The 16,547-nt window shown below is 65.6% G+C and carries 18 protein-coding genes; 11 read left to right on the top strand and 7 right to left on the bottom strand.

All coding sequences use genetic code 11. From position 1 onward, the window contains the following. Nucleotides 1-248: 248 nt before the first annotated feature. Both ACQR07_RS02680 and ACQR07_RS02675 read right to left on the bottom strand, forming a co-directional pair. Complete coding sequence (locus ACQR07_RS02680; protein WP_434900802.1) at nt 249-425, bottom strand: hypothetical protein; 177 nt, start codon at nt 423-425, stop codon at nt 249-251. 10 nt (nt 426-435) lie between these two features. Next, nucleotides 436-687, bottom strand: coding sequence for a hypothetical protein (locus ACQR07_RS02675; protein ID WP_434900801.1), 252 nt, complete (start codon nt 685-687; stop codon nt 436-438). Between the two features lie 322 nt (nt 688-1,009). Between ACQR07_RS02675 and ACQR07_RS02670 the strand changes: the two genes are divergently transcribed. Then, nucleotides 1,010-1,363, top strand: a complete 354-nt coding sequence (locus tag ACQR07_RS02670) for a DUF6481 family protein (RefSeq protein ID WP_434900800.1) — start codon at nt 1,010-1,012, stop codon at nt 1,361-1,363. A 118-nt stretch (nt 1,364-1,481) separates the two neighbouring features. On the opposite strand, the gene ACQR07_RS02665 is transcribed toward ACQR07_RS02670, so the two are convergent. Beyond that, nucleotides 1,482-1,718, bottom strand: a complete 237-nt coding sequence (locus tag ACQR07_RS02665) for a pentapeptide MXKDX repeat protein (RefSeq protein ID WP_434867217.1) — start codon at nt 1,716-1,718, stop codon at nt 1,482-1,484. 354 nt (nt 1,719-2,072) lie between these two features. On the opposite strand from ACQR07_RS02665, the gene ACQR07_RS02660 reads away from it, so the two are divergent. The 3 genes from ACQR07_RS02660 to ACQR07_RS02650 are packed head-to-tail and all read left to right on the top strand — an operon-like array spanning nt 2,073 to nt 4,996. Beyond that, nucleotides 2,073-3,095 carry a TRAP transporter substrate-binding protein gene (locus tag ACQR07_RS02660; RefSeq protein ID WP_434900799.1) on the top strand — a complete coding sequence of 341 codons (1,023 nt, stop codon included), beginning with the start codon at nt 2,073-2,075 and terminating at the stop codon, nt 3,093-3,095. Nucleotides 3,096-3,098: 3 nt separating this feature from the next. Beyond that, nucleotides 3,099-3,641, top strand: a complete 543-nt coding sequence (locus ACQR07_RS02655; protein WP_434900798.1) for a TRAP transporter small permease — start codon at nt 3,099-3,101, stop codon at nt 3,639-3,641. After that, nucleotides 3,638-4,996 carry a TRAP transporter large permease gene (locus tag ACQR07_RS02650; protein ID WP_434900797.1) on the top strand — a complete coding sequence of 453 codons (1,359 nt, stop codon included), beginning with the start codon at nt 3,638-3,640 and terminating at the stop codon, nt 4,994-4,996. Before ACQR07_RS02655 ends, ACQR07_RS02650 begins: the two co-directional genes overlap by 4 nt. Nucleotides 4,997-5,059: 63 nt before the next feature. Here ACQR07_RS02650 and ACQR07_RS02645 read toward each other — a convergent pair whose 3' ends face one another. Genes ACQR07_RS02645 through ACQR07_RS02635 form a run of 3 tightly spaced genes read right to left on the bottom strand, consistent with a single transcriptional unit; the run spans nt 5,060 to nt 9,612 of the window. Next, nucleotides 5,060-5,971, bottom strand: coding sequence for a hydroxymethylglutaryl-CoA lyase (locus ACQR07_RS02645; protein WP_434900796.1), 912 nt, complete (start codon nt 5,969-5,971; stop codon nt 5,060-5,062). Nucleotides 5,972-5,995: 24 nt separating this feature from the next. Beyond that, the gene (locus tag ACQR07_RS02640) at nt 5,996-8,002 is read right to left on the bottom strand and encodes an acetyl-CoA carboxylase biotin carboxylase subunit (protein ID WP_434900795.1); all 2,007 of its coding nucleotides are present in this window, start codon (nt 8,000-8,002) and stop codon (nt 5,996-5,998) included. 2 nt (nt 8,003-8,004) lie between these two features. Continuing rightward, nucleotides 8,005-9,612: a carboxyl transferase domain-containing protein gene (locus tag ACQR07_RS02635; RefSeq protein ID WP_434900794.1), complete on the bottom strand. Its 1,608-nt coding sequence runs from the start codon at nt 9,610-9,612 to the stop codon at nt 8,005-8,007. Nucleotides 9,613-9,941: 329 nt separating this feature from the next. On the opposite strand from ACQR07_RS02635, the gene ACQR07_RS02630 reads away from it, so the two are divergent. Together ACQR07_RS02630 and ACQR07_RS02625 are read left to right on the top strand one after the other, a co-directional pair. Beyond that, complete coding sequence (locus tag ACQR07_RS02630) at nt 9,942-10,589, top strand: TetR/AcrR family transcriptional regulator (RefSeq protein ID WP_434900793.1); 648 nt, start codon at nt 9,942-9,944, stop codon at nt 10,587-10,589. Continuing rightward, nucleotides 10,586-11,074, top strand: coding sequence for an Lrp/AsnC family transcriptional regulator (locus ACQR07_RS02625; RefSeq protein ID WP_434900792.1), 489 nt, complete (start codon nt 10,586-10,588; stop codon nt 11,072-11,074). The genes ACQR07_RS02630 and ACQR07_RS02625 overlap by 4 nt, the downstream gene beginning before the upstream one ends. Before the next feature lie 54 nt (nt 11,075-11,128). On the opposite strand, the gene ACQR07_RS02620 is transcribed toward ACQR07_RS02625, so the two are convergent. Further along, nucleotides 11,129-11,434 carry an ETC complex I subunit gene (locus ACQR07_RS02620; RefSeq protein ID WP_172236498.1) on the bottom strand — a complete coding sequence of 102 codons (306 nt, stop codon included), beginning with the start codon at nt 11,432-11,434 and terminating at the stop codon, nt 11,129-11,131. A gap of 224 nt (nt 11,435-11,658) precedes the next feature. Here ACQR07_RS02620 and ACQR07_RS02615 point away from each other — a divergent pair, with 224 nt between their 5' ends. From ACQR07_RS02615 to ACQR07_RS02595, 5 genes are all read left to right on the top strand, one after another. Next, the gene (locus tag ACQR07_RS02615) at nt 11,659-12,816 is read left to right on the top strand and encodes an OpgC domain-containing protein (RefSeq protein ID WP_434900791.1); all 1,158 of its coding nucleotides are present in this window, start codon (nt 11,659-11,661) and stop codon (nt 12,814-12,816) included. 169 nt (nt 12,817-12,985) lie between these two features. Beyond that, nucleotides 12,986-13,390: a translational machinery protein gene (locus ACQR07_RS02610; RefSeq protein WP_434900790.1), complete on the top strand. Its 405-nt coding sequence runs from the start codon at nt 12,986-12,988 to the stop codon at nt 13,388-13,390. 38 nt (nt 13,391-13,428) lie between these two features. After that, the gene (locus tag ACQR07_RS02605) at nt 13,429-14,505 is read left to right on the top strand and encodes an efflux RND transporter periplasmic adaptor subunit (protein WP_434900789.1); all 1,077 of its coding nucleotides are present in this window, start codon (nt 13,429-13,431) and stop codon (nt 14,503-14,505) included. Continuing rightward, the gene (locus ACQR07_RS02600) at nt 14,502-15,737 is read left to right on the top strand and encodes an ABC transporter permease (RefSeq protein ID WP_434900788.1); all 1,236 of its coding nucleotides are present in this window, start codon (nt 14,502-14,504) and stop codon (nt 15,735-15,737) included. Before ACQR07_RS02605 ends, ACQR07_RS02600 begins: the two co-directional genes overlap by 4 nt. Beyond that, complete coding sequence (locus ACQR07_RS02595) at nt 15,734-16,438, top strand: ABC transporter ATP-binding protein (protein ID WP_434900787.1); 705 nt, start codon at nt 15,734-15,736, stop codon at nt 16,436-16,438. Before ACQR07_RS02600 ends, ACQR07_RS02595 begins: the two co-directional genes overlap by 4 nt. The last annotated feature ends 109 nt before the right edge of the window (nt 16,439-16,547 follow it).

Genomic DNA, 16,547 nt, shown 5'->3' with positions numbered 1-16,547 from the left:
GAATCGCTGCCCGAGCCGAGACCGGATACCGTGTCGGTCCCACGCGTCACTGATCGCGTCACCGATGCCTGTCCGGCGCTGCGCGGACCGTCTCGCACCACACGCTTCGCGACAAAGTCGGTAAAATCGCGACTATTTTGCGGCCGCAGCCGCCGCGTCGTCTGAGTATACCGGCAAGCGAAGTTGATTCGCCGCCATGATCGGAGAGGACAGCCGCGCGGCTCACGACCGGGGCTGCAAGGCGGCCATTAGCGGTTCGGCTCGATCACATTGCAGTTGGAGCGGCCCGACATCAGGCAATCCTGCATCTTGCTGGCCGACGTCAGGCTGTGCGCCAGCCACAACCCGAAAAGGACCATCGCCGCTGCGAACACCAGCCCCGCCACCGCACCGCCCCGCCCGTTGCCGGCGTCTCTTTCGCTCATCGCGGATCGCCTAGACCGGCTGCGGGTGAACGGCAGCAGCATGAGGCTCGGAGGGTCGGCGCGACGCAGGCATCGTCGATTCGATTCGCGTACAGCTGGTCACCCAGAGCAGCTCGCCACAGTCCCACTCCGCGCCGAGCACCCCCCGCGAGGCTGCTCGGGGATGGGCAAGCACCGCAGTCATGACCATCGCGCTGACGGCCGAGGCAAAAAGGACGAGCACGAGCGTGATGCGTCCGCGCCTCGCAAACATCGAGGTCATGGCGGTAGACTCCTCTGGAAGGCACATCCAAAGGGTGCGCCGATGCCCGAGCCCTGTGAGGCAATTCACAGCGGGCCGACCTTCGTCAGCTCGACGGGGGATGCTTACATAGCCACCGGCGCGCGCCACGCAAGCGCCAAACCTACGCAATGTGCCGGCAGCGCGATAAAGCATTTGTCATCGACGCGTGCGATCCTATACACACGGCCTCGCGTCAGCCTGAGTTCGGTTCACGACATCGTGGAGCACGAGCTGCCGGCGTATGCAGCCCTGATCGAACCCCACCATCTAGCAACACCAGTAGCGAAGTGACGACGTCTCCATGAGAGGATTCAAGGAACCCGGATTTGCCGATCGGCAGAAGGCCGCGCAGCAGGCTCGCCAGGGCATTCTACAGAAATTCAAGGCGCAGCCCGGGCCGGATGATCCCGAGGTCGTGAAGCGCCGGCAGGAGCGCGAAGCTGCGGCGGCGCGCCGTGAGCAGCAGCGCCTCGAACGCGAAGCCGCCAAGGCCGAGCAGAAGCGGATCGAAGAAGAGACGAAAGCCGCAGAATCCGAACGGCTCGCCCGCGAGGCGGAAGAAGCTGCCGCTCGCGCGGCCGATCTGGAAGCCGAGCAGAAGGCCAAGCGCGACGCGCGCTATGCCGCGCGCAAGGCACGCGGCAAAAAGAAGTGATCTAGCCAGGCCATTTGCAAGCCGGACGGTCAAGCGGCGCCATGGTGAGTTGCTCACCACGGCGCCTGCAAACTTGCGCGAACGGCTATGCGCCGAACGTGATCGGCGAACGGTCCGCTCAGTTCTTCTTCATCATGCCGTCGTCCTTCTTCATGCTGTCCTTGGACATGGCATCTTTCTTCATTCCGTCCTTGGCCATCGAATCCTTCTTCATCCCGTCGTGGGACATCGAGTCCTTCTTCATGGCGTCGTCCTTGCTCATCTTGTCCTCGGCGAAGGCCGCAGGAACGGCCGCGACGTTGAGGGCGAAAACGGCAGCGGAGATGCTGAGGATGAGGCGGCTACGATTGGTCATGATGATCGCTCCTTCGAGGGCGGGTTGGACGGCAATGATGTGCCGCTCCTCAGTCTCGACGCATCGGGACGAGCGATTGTTACGGGCCTAAGAATTTTTTCTGCACGACAAGCTTGAATCAAACTTTGTCGGTGTTTGAACGGTCGACACAATTTTGCCCGGCGAACGCATGTTAGTACAACCCGCATCGGGACTCTCAAGTTGGGCAGTTGCGCCGCAACAATATGTCGCCTCCCATGCATTTGACCTCGAACGAACTGTATTGTTCGGCTACAGGTATGCCAGCAGACCGGCTCGCAGAGTGCGCTCATGAACCGGCCGGAACCCAATCAGAAGTTGTACAGGGGAAATCCAATGCTTTCACGCCGCCAAGTCATCGCGTCCGCGCTCGCTGCACCCGCCATTCTGCGCTTTGGAACCGGCACAGCTCATGCGGCCACCACCCTGAAGATCTCCCACCAATTCCCCGGTGGAACCATTGACAAGGGCGACTTCCGCGACCGGCTCTGCCGGGTCTTCGCCGAGGAGGTGTCGAAGCGCTCCGGCGGCGAGATCGCGTCTGAAATCTACCCCAACTCGTCGCTGATCAAGACCGTCGCGCAGTTCTCGGCGATGCGGAAAGGTGCCCTCGATATCAGCCTCTATCCGATGCCGTACGCCGGGGGTGAGCTTGCCGAGACCAACATCGGGCTGATGCCGGGCCTCGTCACCACCTACGATCAGGGGATGCGCTGGAAGAACGAGCCGGTCGGCAAGGCGCTCAGCGATTTCCTCGCAGACAAGGGCATCATCCTCCTCTCCTGGATCTGGCAGGCCGGCGGCGTTGCCAGCCGCTCGCGTCCGCTGCTGACCCCCGAGGACGCAAAGGGCATGAAAGTGCGCGGCGGCTCGCGCGAGATGGACATGGTGCTGCAGACCGCCGGTGCGTCGGTGCTCTCGGTTCCGTCGAACGAAATCTATACGGCGATGCAGACCGGCGCGTGCGATGCCGGCATCACCTCCTCCACCAGCCTGATCTCATTCCGCCTCGAGGAAGTCTCGAAGGCGCTGACCTCCGGCGCCAAGGCCTCCTACTGGTTCATGCTCGAGCCGCTGATGATGTCGAAGGCGAGCTTCGACAAGCTGCCGAAGAACCAGCAGGACATCATCCTCACCGTCGGCGCCGAACTCGAGGCGTTCGGGCGCAAGGGCGCGCAGGAGGACGACATCGAGGTCGCCAAGGTCTACGAGAAGGCTGGCGCCAAGGTCTCCGAGCTCGATGCCGAGACCGTGAACAAATGGCGCGACATCGCCCGCGACACCGCCTGGAAGGACTATGGCGGCAAGTCGGCCAGCTGCGCCAAGCTGCTCAAGCTCGCCTCCGACGTCGCGGCCTGATTGATGCACGCTCCCGTCTCCGATAGCGAGGCTACGCCGACCGGCGCCAGCGGACCGCTGGCGCCTATTCAGCGTGTGATCTCCGCTCTCAACAGCATCATCGTCGTTTTCGCCGCGATCGCGCTGGTCGCGGCCTGCGTCATCCTGAGCTACAGCGTGGCGGGGCGCGCGCTGTTCAAGGCCGCCAATTATTGGCAGGACGAGGCTGCCGTGTTCCTGCTGGTCGGCGCCACCTTCATGACCGCTTCCTACGTCCAGGAGCATCGCGGCCATGTCAGCATCGAGGCCTTCGTCGGGCTGATGTCGCCGTTGGCCAACAGGATCCGGCTCTGGCTCGTCGACGTCGCCAGCTTTTTGTTTTGTGCCTTCTTCACCTGGAAATCCTGGACCCTCACCCATGAGGCGTTCGAGGACGGCCAGGTTTCCAACTCGATGTGGTCGCCGCCGCTCGCAATTCCCTACGGACTGATGGCCGCCGGCATGACCCTGTTGTGCATTCAGATGCTGCTGCAGATCCTGGCGCCGCTGACCGGAGCGCGTCGATGAGCGTGTTTGGAATCGGGGTCGCCTACGGGGTTGCCACCCTGTTTGCGATGTTCGCGGGCATGCCGATCGCGTTCGCGCTCGGCGCCGTCGCCGTGGTGTTCATGGCGATCTACATGCCGGCCGCTTCGCTCGATACGGTGACGCAGAACGTCTACGAGGAAATGGCGTCGATCACGCTGCTGTCGATCCCGCTGTTCATCCTCAAGGGCGCCGCGATCGGCCGCTCGCGCGCCGGCCAGGATCTCTACTCGGCGCTGCACGCGTGGCTGCACCGCGTGCCCGGCGGCCTCGGCGTCGCCAACGTGTTCGCCTGCGCGCTGTTCGCGGCGATGGCCGGATCGTCGCCGGCGACCTGCTCGGCGATCGGCTCGGCCGGCATTCCCGAGATGCGCAAGCGCGGCTATTCCGGCGGCTTCGCGGCCGGCATCATCGCCGCCGGCGGCACGCTCGGCATCCTCCTGCCGCCGTCGATCACCATGATCCTGTTCGCGATCGCCGCCGAGAAGTCGCTCGGACGGCTGTTCCTGGCCGGCATCGGCCCGGGACTGCTGCTGGTCACGCTGTTCGGCGTCTATGCCGTCGTGCGCTTCCGGCAGGAATATGCGCGGGCGAAAGCGGTCTACGAGAAATCCGGCACCTGGTCGGACATCCTGACCAAGGACGAGTACACCATGGCGCAGCGCTTCTCGGTGCTGCCGCGGGTGATCCCGTTCGTGCTGCTGCTGACCGGCGTGATGGTGGCGCTCTATGGCGGTCTGGCCACGCCGTCGGAGACTGCGGGCCTCGGCGGCATCCTCGCGCTGGTGCTGATTGCGATCATCTACCGGGTCTGGAGCCCGACCGATCTCGCGCCGATCATGAAGGCGACCTTGCGCGAGTCGACCATGCTGATGCTGATCATCGGCATGTCGCTGCTGTACTCCTACGTGATGAGCTATCTGCACATCTCGCAGTCGGTCGCGGAGTCGATCGTGGCGATGCACCTGCCGCGATGGGAGCTGCTGTTCGCGATCCTCTTGATGGTGGTCGTGCTCGGCTTCTTCCTGCCGCCGGTCTCGATCATCCTGATGACGGCGCCGATCATCCTGCCGCCGCTGCGGGCGGCGAATTTCGACATCATCTGGTTCGGCGTCGTCATGACGATCGTGATGGAAATGGGCCTGATCCACCCGCCGGTCGGCTTGAACATCTTCGTCATCCGCAACGTGGCACCCGACATTCCGCTGCGCGAGGTGATCTGGGGCACCCTGCCGTTCGTGCTGCTGATGATGGCGGCCGTGCTGCTGCTCTGCTTCGTGCCGCAGATCTCGACCGCGCTGCCGGACATCGTGATGGGGCCGGATCTGAGCCGGTGAAGAATGCGACTGGCGAATAGGGAGTAGCGAATAGGGATCGAAGACCAGCCAAGTCTCCTTCCCCTACTCGCTACTCGCCCGCTTCGCCTTCGCATTCAGCGCCGCGGCGACGCGGCTGACGGGCGGACGGCCGAGCAGGCGGCTCATCTCGTTGGTCGCCGCCAAGAGCTTCGTCATGTCGACGCCGGTCCGGATGCCCATGCCTTCGAGCATGTAGACGACGTCCTCGGTCGCGACATTGCCGGTCGCGCCCGGCGCGAACGGACAGCCGCCGAGGCCGCCGGCGGCGGCGTCGATGACGCGGACGCCCTCCTCCATGCCGGCATAGAGATTGGCCAGCGCCTGGCCGTAGGTGTCGTGGAAATGCATCGCGAGATGCGAGACCGGCACGTCGTCGCAGACGGCGCGCAGCATCTGCTTGGCCTTCACAGGCGTGCCGACGCCGATGGTGTCGCCCAGCGAGACCTCGTAGCAGCCGAGGTCCCACAGCGCCTTGGCAACGTCGGCCACCGCCTGCGGCTTGATCTCGCCCTCGTAGGGACAACCCAGCACGCAGGAGACGTAGCCGCGCACCTTGATGCCGTCGGTCTTGGCGTGGGCGACGACCGGCTTGAATCGCTCGAGCGATTCCTCGATTCCGCAGTTGATGTTGGCGCGGGAGAAGCTCTCGGACGCCGCTGTGAACACCGAGATCACCTTGGCGCCGGCCGCGTGCGCGGCCTCATAGCCCTTCACGTTGGGCACCAGCACGTGGAATTCGCCGGGCAGCGCCGCGACGCTGCGCATCACCTCGTCCGATCCCACCATCTGCGGGATAGCTTTGGGCGAGACGAACGCGCCGACCTCGACGGTGCGCAGTCCGGCAGCGACCAGCGCGCGGACGAAAGCGATGCGATCGGCCACGCTGACCTGCGTCTTCTCGTTCTGCAGGCCGTCGCGCGGGCCCATTTCGATGATGCGCACGCTCTCGCTCATGCTGACCTCTCTGGGGTTGGAGGATCAGGCGGAGGGTTCGACTTCCGCCAGCTCGACGCCTTCCTGCACGATGTCGCCGACCTTGCACTTGATGGCCTTGAGCGTCCCTGCGAACGGCGCGCGCAAGGTCTGCTCCATCTTCATCACCTCCAGCGTCAGGATCGCCGCGCCCTTCTCCAGCACGGCTCCCTCCTGCGCCAGCAACGCCACCACCGTGCCCGGCAAGGGCGCCACGATCTTGTCCTCGCCGCCCTGCTCCTCGTCGTCGCCGCCGAACGGATCGATCCAGTGGAGGTCGAACCGGCCATTGCGGGTGCGCAGATACAGCTCGTGCCCCTCGGTGACGGCCACCACATGGGATTTGACACCGTCGCGCACAAGGTCGAAGCCGCCATCATCGGTCGGAATTGCCGAGAACGAGTTCTCACGGCCATCCACTGAAAGCGTCTGCACACCCGGACCATACGACAACGTGACGGTTTGCGGGTCGGCTCCGACGCCCTGCCGGAACGAGAACACGCGCTGGCGGAGACCGACCGGCATCCAGCCGGAGGAGCGCCAAGGCGATCCCTGTTCCTTCGCCGCCGCTCTTTGCTCATCGATCAGTATGGCCGCGACGGCCGCGCACAGATCGAGATCTCCGGCCGCCGCGCCTGCCTGGGTCAGATGCGCCAGGTGGCGTTCGATGAAGCCGGTGTCGATCGCATTTACGACGACGTCGGGATGCGTCAGCAGCGCCGACAGGAACGGAATGTTGCTGACGATGCCGCGGACATCCGTCTCTTCGAGGCCGCGGTTGAGCCGCTCGATCGCGACTTCGCGCGTCGGCGCCCAGGCGATCATCTTGGCGAGCATCGCGTCGTAATAGGGCGAGACGGTATCGCCCTCGCGATAGCCGGCATCGATGCGCAGGCCGCCGGCTTCCGCCGGTAGCCGCCAGGTCTTGATGGTCCCGACCGAAGGCATGAAGTTCTTGGCCGGGTTCTCGGCGTAGACGCGCGCCTCGATCGCATGGCCGTGCAGCCGGATCTGGTCCTGCTTCAGCGGCAGCTGTTCGCCGAACGCAACGCGGAGCTGCCATTCGACGAGGTCGACGCCGGTGATCAGCTCGGTGACGGGATGCTCGACCTGCAGCCGCGTGTTCATCTCGATGAAGAACACGTCGCGCCCATCGGACACGAACTCGATCGTGCCCGCCCCGACATAGCTGACCGCGCCGGCCGCCCGCCGCGCCGCGGCGCACACGGTCTCGCGCTGGGCCGGTGACAGCGTCGGCGACGGCGCCTCCTCGATCACCTTCTGATGCCGACGCTGCAGCGTGCATTCGCGCTCGAACAGCGAGACGAGGTTGCCGTTGATGTCGCCGACGATCTGCACCTCGATATGGCGCGGGTTCTCGACATACTTCTCGATCAGCACGCGATCATCGCTAAAGGCTGCCTTGGCCTCGCGCTTGGCGCTGGTCACGGCATCGGCGAGATCGCCCGCCGCATGGACCACGCGCATGCCGCGGCCGCCGCCGCCGGCCGAGGCCTTGATCAGCACGGGGAAGCCGATCCGCGCCGCCTCGTTGGCGAGCGTCGCGTCGTCCTGCGCTTCGCCGTGATAGCCCGGCACCAAGGGCACGCCGGCCTGCTCCATCAGGAATTTGGAGCCGGACTTGGAGCCCATCGCCGTGATCATCGCCGCGGTCGGCCCGACGAACACCAGCCCGGCATCGAGACACGCCTGCGCGAATTCGGCGCTCTCCGACAGGAAGCCATAGCCAGGATGGACCGCTTCGGCGCCGGTCTGCTTCGCGGCCTCGATCAGCCGCTCGATGTTGAGATAGGAGTCGCGGGCGCGTGCGGGGCCGAGCAGCACCGCCTCGTCGGCCAGCGCGACATGCAGCGCGTTGCGATCGGCTTCGGAATAGACCGCAACGGTCTTCAATCCCATTGCGCGCGCGGTGCGGATGACGCGCACGGCGATCTCGCCGCGATTGGCGATCAGGAGCTTGCGAAAGCGACGATACAATCCGGGACGAGCCATGATCACATCCTGAACAGGCCGAACCTGGTCGGCTCGACCGGGGCATTGGCGGCAGCTGATAGTCCGAGCCCGAGCACCAGGCGGGTGTCGGCGGGATCGATCACGCCATCGTCCCACAGCCGCGCGGTCGCATAGTATGGATTGCCCTGCGCTTCGTATTGCGCACGGATGGGGCTGCGAAACTTCTCTTCCTCTTCCGCGGACCAGCTGTCGCCCTTGGCCTCGATGCCATCACGACGCACCTGGCTCAGCACCATCGCCGCCTGCTCGCCGCCCATGACAGAGATGCGCGCGTTCGGCCACATCCAGAGGAAGCGCGGCGCGTAGGCGCGGCCGCACATGCCGTAATTGCCGGCGCCATAGGAGCCGCCGATCACGACGGTGAATTTCGGCACCGACGCGGTCGCGACCGCCGTCACCAGCTTGGCGCCGTCGCGGGCGATGCCGCCGGCCTCGTATTTCTTGCCGACCATGAAGCCGGTGATGTTCTGCAGGAACACCAGCGGAATGTTGCGCTGGCAGCACAATTCGATGAAGTGCGCGCCCTTCAGCGAGCTCTCGCTGAACAGGATGCCATTGTTGGCGATGATGCCGACCGGATGACCCCAGATGTGGGCAAAGCCGCACACCAGCGTCTGGCCGTAGAGCTTCTTGAACTCGTCGAACTCCGAGCCGTCGACAACACGTGCGATGATGTCGCGCACGTCGAACGGCTTGCGGCCGTCGACCGGCACGACGCCGTAGATCTCCTCGGCGGCATAGCGTGGCTCGCGGACCTCGCGCATGTTCAGCACGGTGCGGACGCCCGGCGGCTTCAGGGTGCCGACGATGCGCCGGGCGATGCCGATCGCATGGGCATCGTTCTGCGCGTAGTGATCGGTCACGCCCGATTGCCGCGAATGCACGTCGGCGCCGCCGAGCTCCTCGGCGCTGACGACTTCGCCGGTCGCGGCCTTCACCAGCGGCGGGCCGCCGAGGAAGATGGTGCCCTGGTTGCGCACGATGATGCTCTCGTCGGACATCGCCGGCACATAGGCGCCGCCGGCCGTGCACGAGCCCATCACGATCGCGAGCTGCGGAATGCCGGCCGCCGACATCTGCGCCTGGTTGAAGAAGATACGGCCGAAATGCCGTTCGTCCGGGAAGATCTCGTCCTGCAGCGGCAGGAAGGCGCCGCCGGAATCGACCATGTAGACGCAGGGCAGATTGTTCTGCCGCGCGATGTCCTGGGCGCGCAGATGCTTCTTCACCGTCATCGGATAATAGGTGCCGCCCTTGATGGTGGCGTCGTTGGCGACGACGACGCATTCGCGGCCCGCAATCCGGCCGATGCCCGTAACGATGCTCGCTGAGTGAACATCGCCGTCATACAGCCCGTGCGCCGCCAGCGGCGACAGCTCCAGGAATGCGGTGCCGGGATCGAGCAGCAGGTCGACGCGTTGCCGTGCCAGCATCTTGCCGCGCGACAGATGCCGCTTGCGCGAGGCCTCGCCGCCGCCCTCGGCGACCTGCGCCAGCTTGGCTCTGAGGTCGGCGACCAGACCGCGCATCGCCTCGGCGTTGCGCGCAAAATCTGACGATGAGGGATCGATGGTGGAATGCAGCGTCATGATCGGCGTCTTCGTGGCTTGGACCGGATGGGAAGCGGTTGAGAGCACGCGTCAGACTGCGCGCGGCCGTGCCGGCCGCTGCCAGGGCCGGTGTACCATCTCTGGCGGCATGCTGTCCTCCCGTCCCCGGCGGCCGACTGCGGGCCGTCCCTCATTCTCGAATTAAACGATCATACGTTTTTAAATTCTATTCTCAAGCGGATTGTTGTAGAGTTTCGACCTAAACTTCAGCCGTTTGAGACGACGAGTGTTTTTGTATCCCAACCCAGGATGCGGATCGGATCGGGTTGCCGGCACCGGCACCTCCATCCCGATCCGGCGAGGCTGACATGGCACGCACGATCGGGTCGCATGGTCCGACGACGATGGAGGCCATCCGCAAGGCCGGCCTGCGGCTGATCTTCGAGCATGGCTATGAGGCGATGAGCCTGCGCCAGCTCGCCGCCGAGGTCGGCATACAGCCGGGCTCTCTCTATAATCACATCAGCACCAAGCAGGAGCTGCTGTCCGAGCTGATCCAGGACCACATCAACGACCTGCTGGGCGAGCTGGAGTTGGCGCTCCAGGACAAGCAGGGGCCGGTCGAACGTCTCCGGGCGTTCGTAGCCTTCCACGTCACCTATCACATGACCCGGAAGCGCGAGGTGTTCATCGCCAATTCCGAGCTGCGCAGCCTCGAGCCGCGCAACTATGACGCGGTGGTCGCACTGCGCGGCGCCTATGAGCGCCGACTCGCCGACATCCTGACCGATGGCGTTGCGCAAGGCGTGTTCGACGTGGACGATGTCCAGGTCGCAACCTTCGCCATCATCGCGCTGCTGACCGGCCTGTGCAGCTGGTATCGACCGGGCGGCCGGCTGACCAGGGACGCAATCATCGCGGCGCATGAGAAGCTCGTGCTGTCCGGCGTCATGCCGCGGAGCGTGGCGGCCGACGCCGCGCCACGGCAGGACGGACCGGGCACTACCGAGAGATGACGCAGCGCCCCGACCTCGACGCGATCGACCGCAGGATCCTCGCGGAGCTCCAGGCCGACGGTCGCATCCGCATCAACGAGCTCGCCGACCGGGTCGGCATCTCGCATCCGAACTGCCTGCGGCGGGTTCGTGCGCTGCGCGGCAGCGGGGTGATCAAGGCGATCCGAGCGACGATCGACGAACGGGCGCTGGGCTATGAGGTGGTCGCGTTCGTGACGATCCAGCTCGAGAGCCAGAACCAGACGGCGCTGGGGGCGTTCGAGGCGGCGATCATGCCGCTGCCCTGGGTGCAGCAATGCTGGCGGCTGTCGGGGGACGCGGACTTCCTGCTGAAGTGCGTCTCCACCGGGGTCGAGGGCATGAGCCGGCAGCTGCGGCAATTTGCTGCCCTGCCCGGGGTTCGCACGATCAGAAGCCTGCCGTCGCTCGGCCAGTCGAAGGACGGGCTTCTGCCGATCCCAGGACTCGATGGCACGCCCGAGTAGGGCTGGGAGATACCGCTAGGTGGTCGGGCACGGTGCCGATCAATGGGACCCAGATCAGTGCGTCCAGGGCTCGCCGCGGCGGAAGGAGAAATTGTCGGCATAGGCGATCTGCCGCTTCACCGGCTCTTTCGGCTCGATCACCTGGTACGGAATACCCTTGCGCTCGCAATAGGCGATCGCCTCCTCCTTGCTGTCGAAGCGCAAGGTGACCTGCTGCTTCATGTCCGAGGAGGACGTCCAGCCCATCAGCGGCTCGACCGCGCGGGGCTGCTCCGGCTCGTAATCCAGCTGCCAGTCCCGGGTCTTGGCCTTGCCGGATTGCATCGCGTTCTTGGCCGGCTTGAAAATGCGTGCGGTCATGGCGGGAAGAGCCCCTCGAAGCAGCGGTGGTCGTGTGTTTGGCGGAAACGGCCGGGATGGGGTACACGCAGACGTCAGCACGGAACGGTGATTCCCATCCTGGACATGACCGTTTATCGTGCCCGTATAGTCATTCTGCCGTCCCGTGACAATCTCGGTCGACTGCCACGGCACCTCCCCGCTCCCCGAACCTTCCTCTTTCAAAACAGTGCGTTGAAGCGGCCATGAAAATCAATGCGACGCTGCCCGAGAAGGGGCGCGACCTTCGGCTCGACCTGTTTCGCGGGATCGCCAACTGGGCGATCTATCTCGACCACATCCCCGACAATGTCGTGAACTGGATCACGACCAGGAATTACGGCTTCAGCGACGCCGCCGACCTGTTCGTGTTCATCTCCGGCTACACGGCGTCCTTCGTCTACGCTCGGATGATGATCGACCGCGGCTTCATCGTCGGAGCGACGCGCCTGACCAAGCGGGTGTGGCAGCTCTACGTCGCCCACATCGTGCTGTTCGTGATCTACATCGTCGCGATCAGCTTTCTGGCGACCCGGTTCGGCGCCTCGGATATCATCGACGAGTTCAACGTCGCCGGCCTCGTCGATCACGCCAGCGACACGCTGGCGCAGGGCCTGATCCTGAAGTTCAAGCCGGTCAATCTCGACGTGCTGCCGCTCTATATCGTGCTGATGGGCTTCTTCCCGCCGGTGCTGTGGATGATGCTGCGCCAGCCGGACCTGACGATGATCGTCTCGATCGTGCTGTGGCTCGTGGCGCGCCAGATGGGCTGGAATTTTGCCGCCTATCCGGCCGGCACCTGGTACTTCAATCCGTATTGCTGGCAGGTGCTGTTCGTGTTCGGCTCGTGGTGCGCGCTCGGCGGCGCCCGCCGCTCGATGCGCATCATCATGGCGCCGGCGACACTCTATTTCTGCATCGCCTATATGCTGCTCGCGCTGATCATGACGATGGCCGGCCGCTTCCCAGATCTCGGGGCAACGTTTCCGCACTGGCTCTATGCGGCCTTCAACCCGAACGACAAGACCAATCTCGCGCCCTATCGCTTCCTGCATTTCGTTGTGATCGTGATCCTCGTCATCCGCTTCGTGCCCAAGGAGTGGCCGGGGCTGGAGTGGAAGGGGTTCGATCCGCTGGTGGTATGCGGCCAGCAGTCGCTCGCCGTGTTTTGCGTCGGCGTGTTCCTGTCTTTCATCGGGCACTTCACGCTGATGCTGAGCTCGGGTTCGCTGCTCGCCCAGATCCTGGTCAGCGCGGCCGGCATCGCCATCATGACGACGGTCGCCTACTACATTTCGTGGTCGAAGCGGCAGGACAAGCCGCTGCCGAAGCCAGCCGCAGCAAAGCCGGCCGTGTCGAATTGAACCGGCGCCGACGGGCCGAGCCGATGAGCGGCTCGCCCGTTGACCTGCATCAAGGGGTCTGGTCGGGGTCTCGCTAAGGTCCTGATCACACGGAATGCCGCGCCCGCGGCGCGCTCGCTCCGTGGCGAGCGCAAGCCGCATGCGGCGACTTGCTGACAAGGACCAGATCATGTCGACCCATTTTCACGCCATCGTGTGGCTCGATCACAGCCAGGCCAAGCTGTTCCATATCGGCCTGACCGGTGCCGACGAGGTGACGCTGCATCCGCATCTGCAGACCAAGCATCTGCACCACAAGGCGAACGTGACCGGCAGCGGCCACGCGGCGACGGACAAGCATTTCCTCGAGGAGATCGCGGCGGCGCTCAACGATGCCGGCGAGATCCTGATCATCGGACCGGCCGGCGCCAAGACCGAGCTTGCGAAGCATCTGCGCGAGAAGCATCCTGCGATCGGGAAGCGCGTCGTCGCGGTCGAGGCCGCCGATCATCCGACCGATCGCCAGATCGTGGCCTACGCGAAGCAGCACGTCAAGATGGCGCCGCCTCGCGTCGCGACGGGCACCGCGGGCTGAACCGGCCGTCCCGTCGCAGGGTCCGCTCGACCATGGACATGCAGACGGATCAATCGCGTTCCATTGCTGTGACGCCGGTCGTCGATCGCGACCGGCGTCGTGTTCCCTGGTCCGGACTGCTCGCGATCGTCGTAGCCGTTCTGGCCGTGGCGGGGCTCGCGGCGTGGTGGCTGCGTGGCCCGGAGGTCACGACCGCCCGCATCACCCGCGGCGTCGCGGCGGAGATCGTCTACGCGACCGGTGCGGTCGAGCCGGAGACATGGTCGCGGACCACGCCGCTGGTGCGCGGCCGCATCGTCGAACGCTGCCGCTGCGAAGGCAAGGCCGTGAAGGCCGGTGACGTGCTGGCACTGCTCGACGACAAGGAAGCGCTGGCTACGCTGAACGATCTGCGCGCCCAGGAAGAATTCCAGCAACGCGAGTTCGAGCGGCAGTCGCAGTTGCTCGCCCGCGGCGTGGCGACGTCACAGACCTATCAACGGGCCGAGAGCGACCTGGCGCGCATCCGCGCCCAGATCGCGGCACAGAGCCAGCGGCTCGACTATTTCAAGTTGGTCGCGCCGATGGACGGCATCGTGCTCAAGGAGGATGGCGAAGTCGGCGACATGGTCGACCCCGGCACCATCCTCTACCGCGTCGGCCTGGAGAAGCCGCTGTGGGTGGTGGCCGACGTCAACGAGGAGGACATCCCGCGCGTCCAGGTCGGCCAGAAGGCCCTGCTGCGCGCCGACGCGTTCGGCAACCACGCCCTGCCCGGCACCGTCAAGCAGATCACGCCCGCCGGCGATCCCATCGCCAAGACGTTCCGGGTCCGGATCGGCCTGCCCGATGATACGCCGCTGCGCGTCGGCATGAGCGTCGAGGCCAACATCGTCAGCCGCGAGGCGGCGGATGCGGTGCTCGCGCCGGCCAATGCCGTCGTCAACAACAGCCTGCTGGTGATCGAGAACGGCCGCGTCCACCGGCGCAAGGTGCGGATCGGCATTCGTGGTTCGGCGGCCGTCGAGATCCTCGATGGCGCCCAGGAAGGCGAGCGTGTCGCCGCGCCCGCCACCGCCGACATCAAGGACGGCGCTCGCGTCCGGCCGCTTGACGGCGAGCCGTCGCCGCCATGAGCCTCGTGCTCACCATCGCATGGACCCATGTGAGGCACCGCGCCCGTCAGACGCTGGTCGCGATCGCCGGCGTCATGACCGGCGTCGCCTTCTCGGTGATGATGGCGGCGATGATGGAGGGCTCGCAGGATGACTTCATCCGCACGCTGGTCGACGCGCTGCCGCACATCTCGATCACCGACGAGTTGCGCGAGCCGAGCCGGCAGCCGGCCGACCAGCTCTATGCGGCGGCGGAATTCCACGGCCTGACCCCGAATGTGCGAAGGCCGGGCATCAAGAACCCGATGGCGACCATCGCCTCGCTGCAAGCCTGGGTGCCGGGCGCGCTCACGGCATCGGTGCAGTCCAAGGCCGTGCTGCGCTTCGCCGGCCGCAACCTGACGGTCTCGATCATCGGCATCGATCCGCATACCGAGGGCGACGTCTCGACGCTCGCCAGCCACATGCGGCAAGGCAGCCTGAATTCGCTGTATCGCTCCTCGCACGCTATCCTGCTCGGCGACCGGCTCGCCGCCAAGATCGGCGCGCGGGTCAATTCCAACATCACGCTCGCCTCGGCCGAGGGCACGAGCATGAACGCCACCGTGGTCGGTACCTTCCATTCCGGCTTCCGCGTCACCGACGAGACCACCGGCTACGTGCTGCTGCGCACGGCGCAGATCCTCCAGCGCCAGACCGGCGTCATCAACGAGATCCGGGTACGCACCAACGACCCGATGCAGGCGCGGCTGATCAGCGAGCGCATCGGCGAGCAGACCGGCTACAAGGCGATCTCCTGGCAGGAGGCGCAGGAGGATCTGCTCGCAGCGATCACGCTGCGCAACGTGCTGATGTACACCATCGTCGGCGCCATCCTGCTGGTCGCGAGCTTCGGCACCTACAACATCATCTCCACCATCACCCATGAGAAGACCCGCGACATCGCGATCCTGAAATCGCTCGGCTTCCGCGACCGGACCATTCGCGCCATCTTCATCATCGAGGCGCTGTTCATCGGCATGACCGGCGCCGCGCTGGGCTGGGTGGCGGGCTATCTGCTGACGCGGGGTCTCGCCTCGCTCGAGTTCAAGACGCCGTTCTCCGACTACAATCATCTGCCGGTGCTGTATTCGGTCAAGCATTACCTGCTCGCCACGGCCGTCGCGCTGGTCTCCAGCCTGGTGGCCGGCTACTTCCCGGCGCGTGCCGCCGCCCGGCTGCATCCCGTCGACATCATCCGGGGCGCGACGTGAGCCCGCCGCTGATCGAGGCGCGGCAGGTGACCAAGATCCTGCCGGGCGAGGTGCCGGTGACGCTGGTCGCCGACATCGATCTGGCGATCCATGCGCGCGAGTTCATCGCGATCACCGGCCCCTCCGGCTCGGGCAAGTCGTCGCTGCTCTATCTGCTCGGCCTGCTCGACCTGCCGAGCCGGGGCGACGTGCTGATCGACGGGCGCTCGACCTCGGCGATGAGCGAAGATGAGCGCGCCGAGGTCCGGCTGTCGCGGCTCGGCTTCGTCTTCCAGTTTCATTTCCTGCTACCGGAGTTCTCGATCACCGAGAACGTGGCGCTGCCGATGCGCGCGCTGGGCCGGCTGTCGCCGCGCGCGATCGCGCAACGCGCCGAGGAGCTGCTTGCCTCGCTCGGGCTCGCCGATCATCTGCGCAAGACGCCGGACAAATTGTCGGGCGGCCAGCGTCAGCGCGTGGCGGTCGCGCGTGCCCTGGCCAACGATCCGCCCGTCATCCTCGCCGACGAGCCGACCGGCAGCCTCGATACCGCGGCCACGGCCCAGGTGTTCGGCATCCTGCGCGATCTCGTGATGGTCAGGGGCAAGACGGTGGTCGCGGTCACGCATGACCTCAACCTCGCCGCGCAGATGCAGCGGCGCGTGCACATCATCGATGGCCGGCTCGCCGACGATGCCGAGGCGCCGCCTGCAACGCCGTGACGTGTCACCAGCAATGGGGCCGGACGGCGCGCAGCAAGCCCGCATGTAATTGATTTAGCGCAAAGACGCCCGACGTCGATTCCGCTGTTGTGCGGCTTGGCGGATGTTC

It is taken from the genome of Bradyrhizobium sp. HKCCYLS20291 (assembly GCF_051167715.1).
Lineage (GTDB): Bacteria > Pseudomonadota > Alphaproteobacteria > Rhizobiales > Xanthobacteraceae > Bradyrhizobium.
This window is presented reverse-complemented; position numbering and strand designations above follow the sequence as displayed.

Bases quoted from the DNA above. Each gene is read 5' to 3' on its own strand.
- ACQR07_RS02675 (WP_434900801.1), bottom strand. From the start codon at position 687: ATGACCTCGATGTTTGCGAGGCGCGGACGCATCACGCTCGTGCTCGTC.
- ACQR07_RS02640 (WP_434900795.1), bottom strand. From the start codon at position 8,002: ATGGCTCGTCCCGGATTGTATCGTCGCTTTCGCAAGCTCCTGATCGCC.
- ACQR07_RS02680 (WP_434900802.1), bottom strand. From the start codon at position 425: ATGAGCGAAAGAGACGCCGGCAACGGGCGGGGCGGTGCGGTGGCGGGG.
- ACQR07_RS02645 (WP_434900796.1), bottom strand. From the start codon at position 5,971: ATGAGCGAGAGCGTGCGCATCATCGAAATGGGCCCGCGCGACGGCCTG.
- ACQR07_RS02625 (WP_434900792.1), top strand. From the start codon at position 10,586: ATGACGCAGCGCCCCGACCTCGACGCGATCGACCGCAGGATCCTCGCG.
- ACQR07_RS02610 (WP_434900790.1), top strand. From the start codon at position 12,986: ATGTCGACCCATTTTCACGCCATCGTGTGGCTCGATCACAGCCAGGCC.
- ACQR07_RS02615 (WP_434900791.1), top strand. From the start codon at position 11,659: ATGAAAATCAATGCGACGCTGCCCGAGAAGGGGCGCGACCTTCGGCTC.
- ACQR07_RS02655 (WP_434900798.1), top strand. From the start codon at position 3,099: ATGCACGCTCCCGTCTCCGATAGCGAGGCTACGCCGACCGGCGCCAGC.
- ACQR07_RS02635 (WP_434900794.1), bottom strand. From the start codon at position 9,612: ATGACGCTGCATTCCACCATCGATCCCTCATCGTCAGATTTTGCGCGC.
- ACQR07_RS02660 (WP_434900799.1), top strand. From the start codon at position 2,073: ATGCTTTCACGCCGCCAAGTCATCGCGTCCGCGCTCGCTGCACCCGCC.
- ACQR07_RS02620 (WP_172236498.1), bottom strand. From the start codon at position 11,434: ATGACCGCACGCATTTTCAAGCCGGCCAAGAACGCGATGCAATCCGGC.
- ACQR07_RS02665 (WP_434867217.1), bottom strand. From the start codon at position 1,718: ATGACCAATCGTAGCCGCCTCATCCTCAGCATCTCCGCTGCCGTTTTC.
- ACQR07_RS02630 (WP_434900793.1), top strand. From the start codon at position 9,942: ATGGCACGCACGATCGGGTCGCATGGTCCGACGACGATGGAGGCCATC.
- ACQR07_RS02650 (WP_434900797.1), top strand. From the start codon at position 3,638: ATGAGCGTGTTTGGAATCGGGGTCGCCTACGGGGTTGCCACCCTGTTT.
- ACQR07_RS02670 (WP_434900800.1), top strand. From the start codon at position 1,010: ATGAGAGGATTCAAGGAACCCGGATTTGCCGATCGGCAGAAGGCCGCG.
- ACQR07_RS02600 (WP_434900788.1), top strand. From the start codon at position 14,502: ATGAGCCTCGTGCTCACCATCGCATGGACCCATGTGAGGCACCGCGCC.
- ACQR07_RS02605 (WP_434900789.1), top strand. From the start codon at position 13,429: ATGCAGACGGATCAATCGCGTTCCATTGCTGTGACGCCGGTCGTCGAT.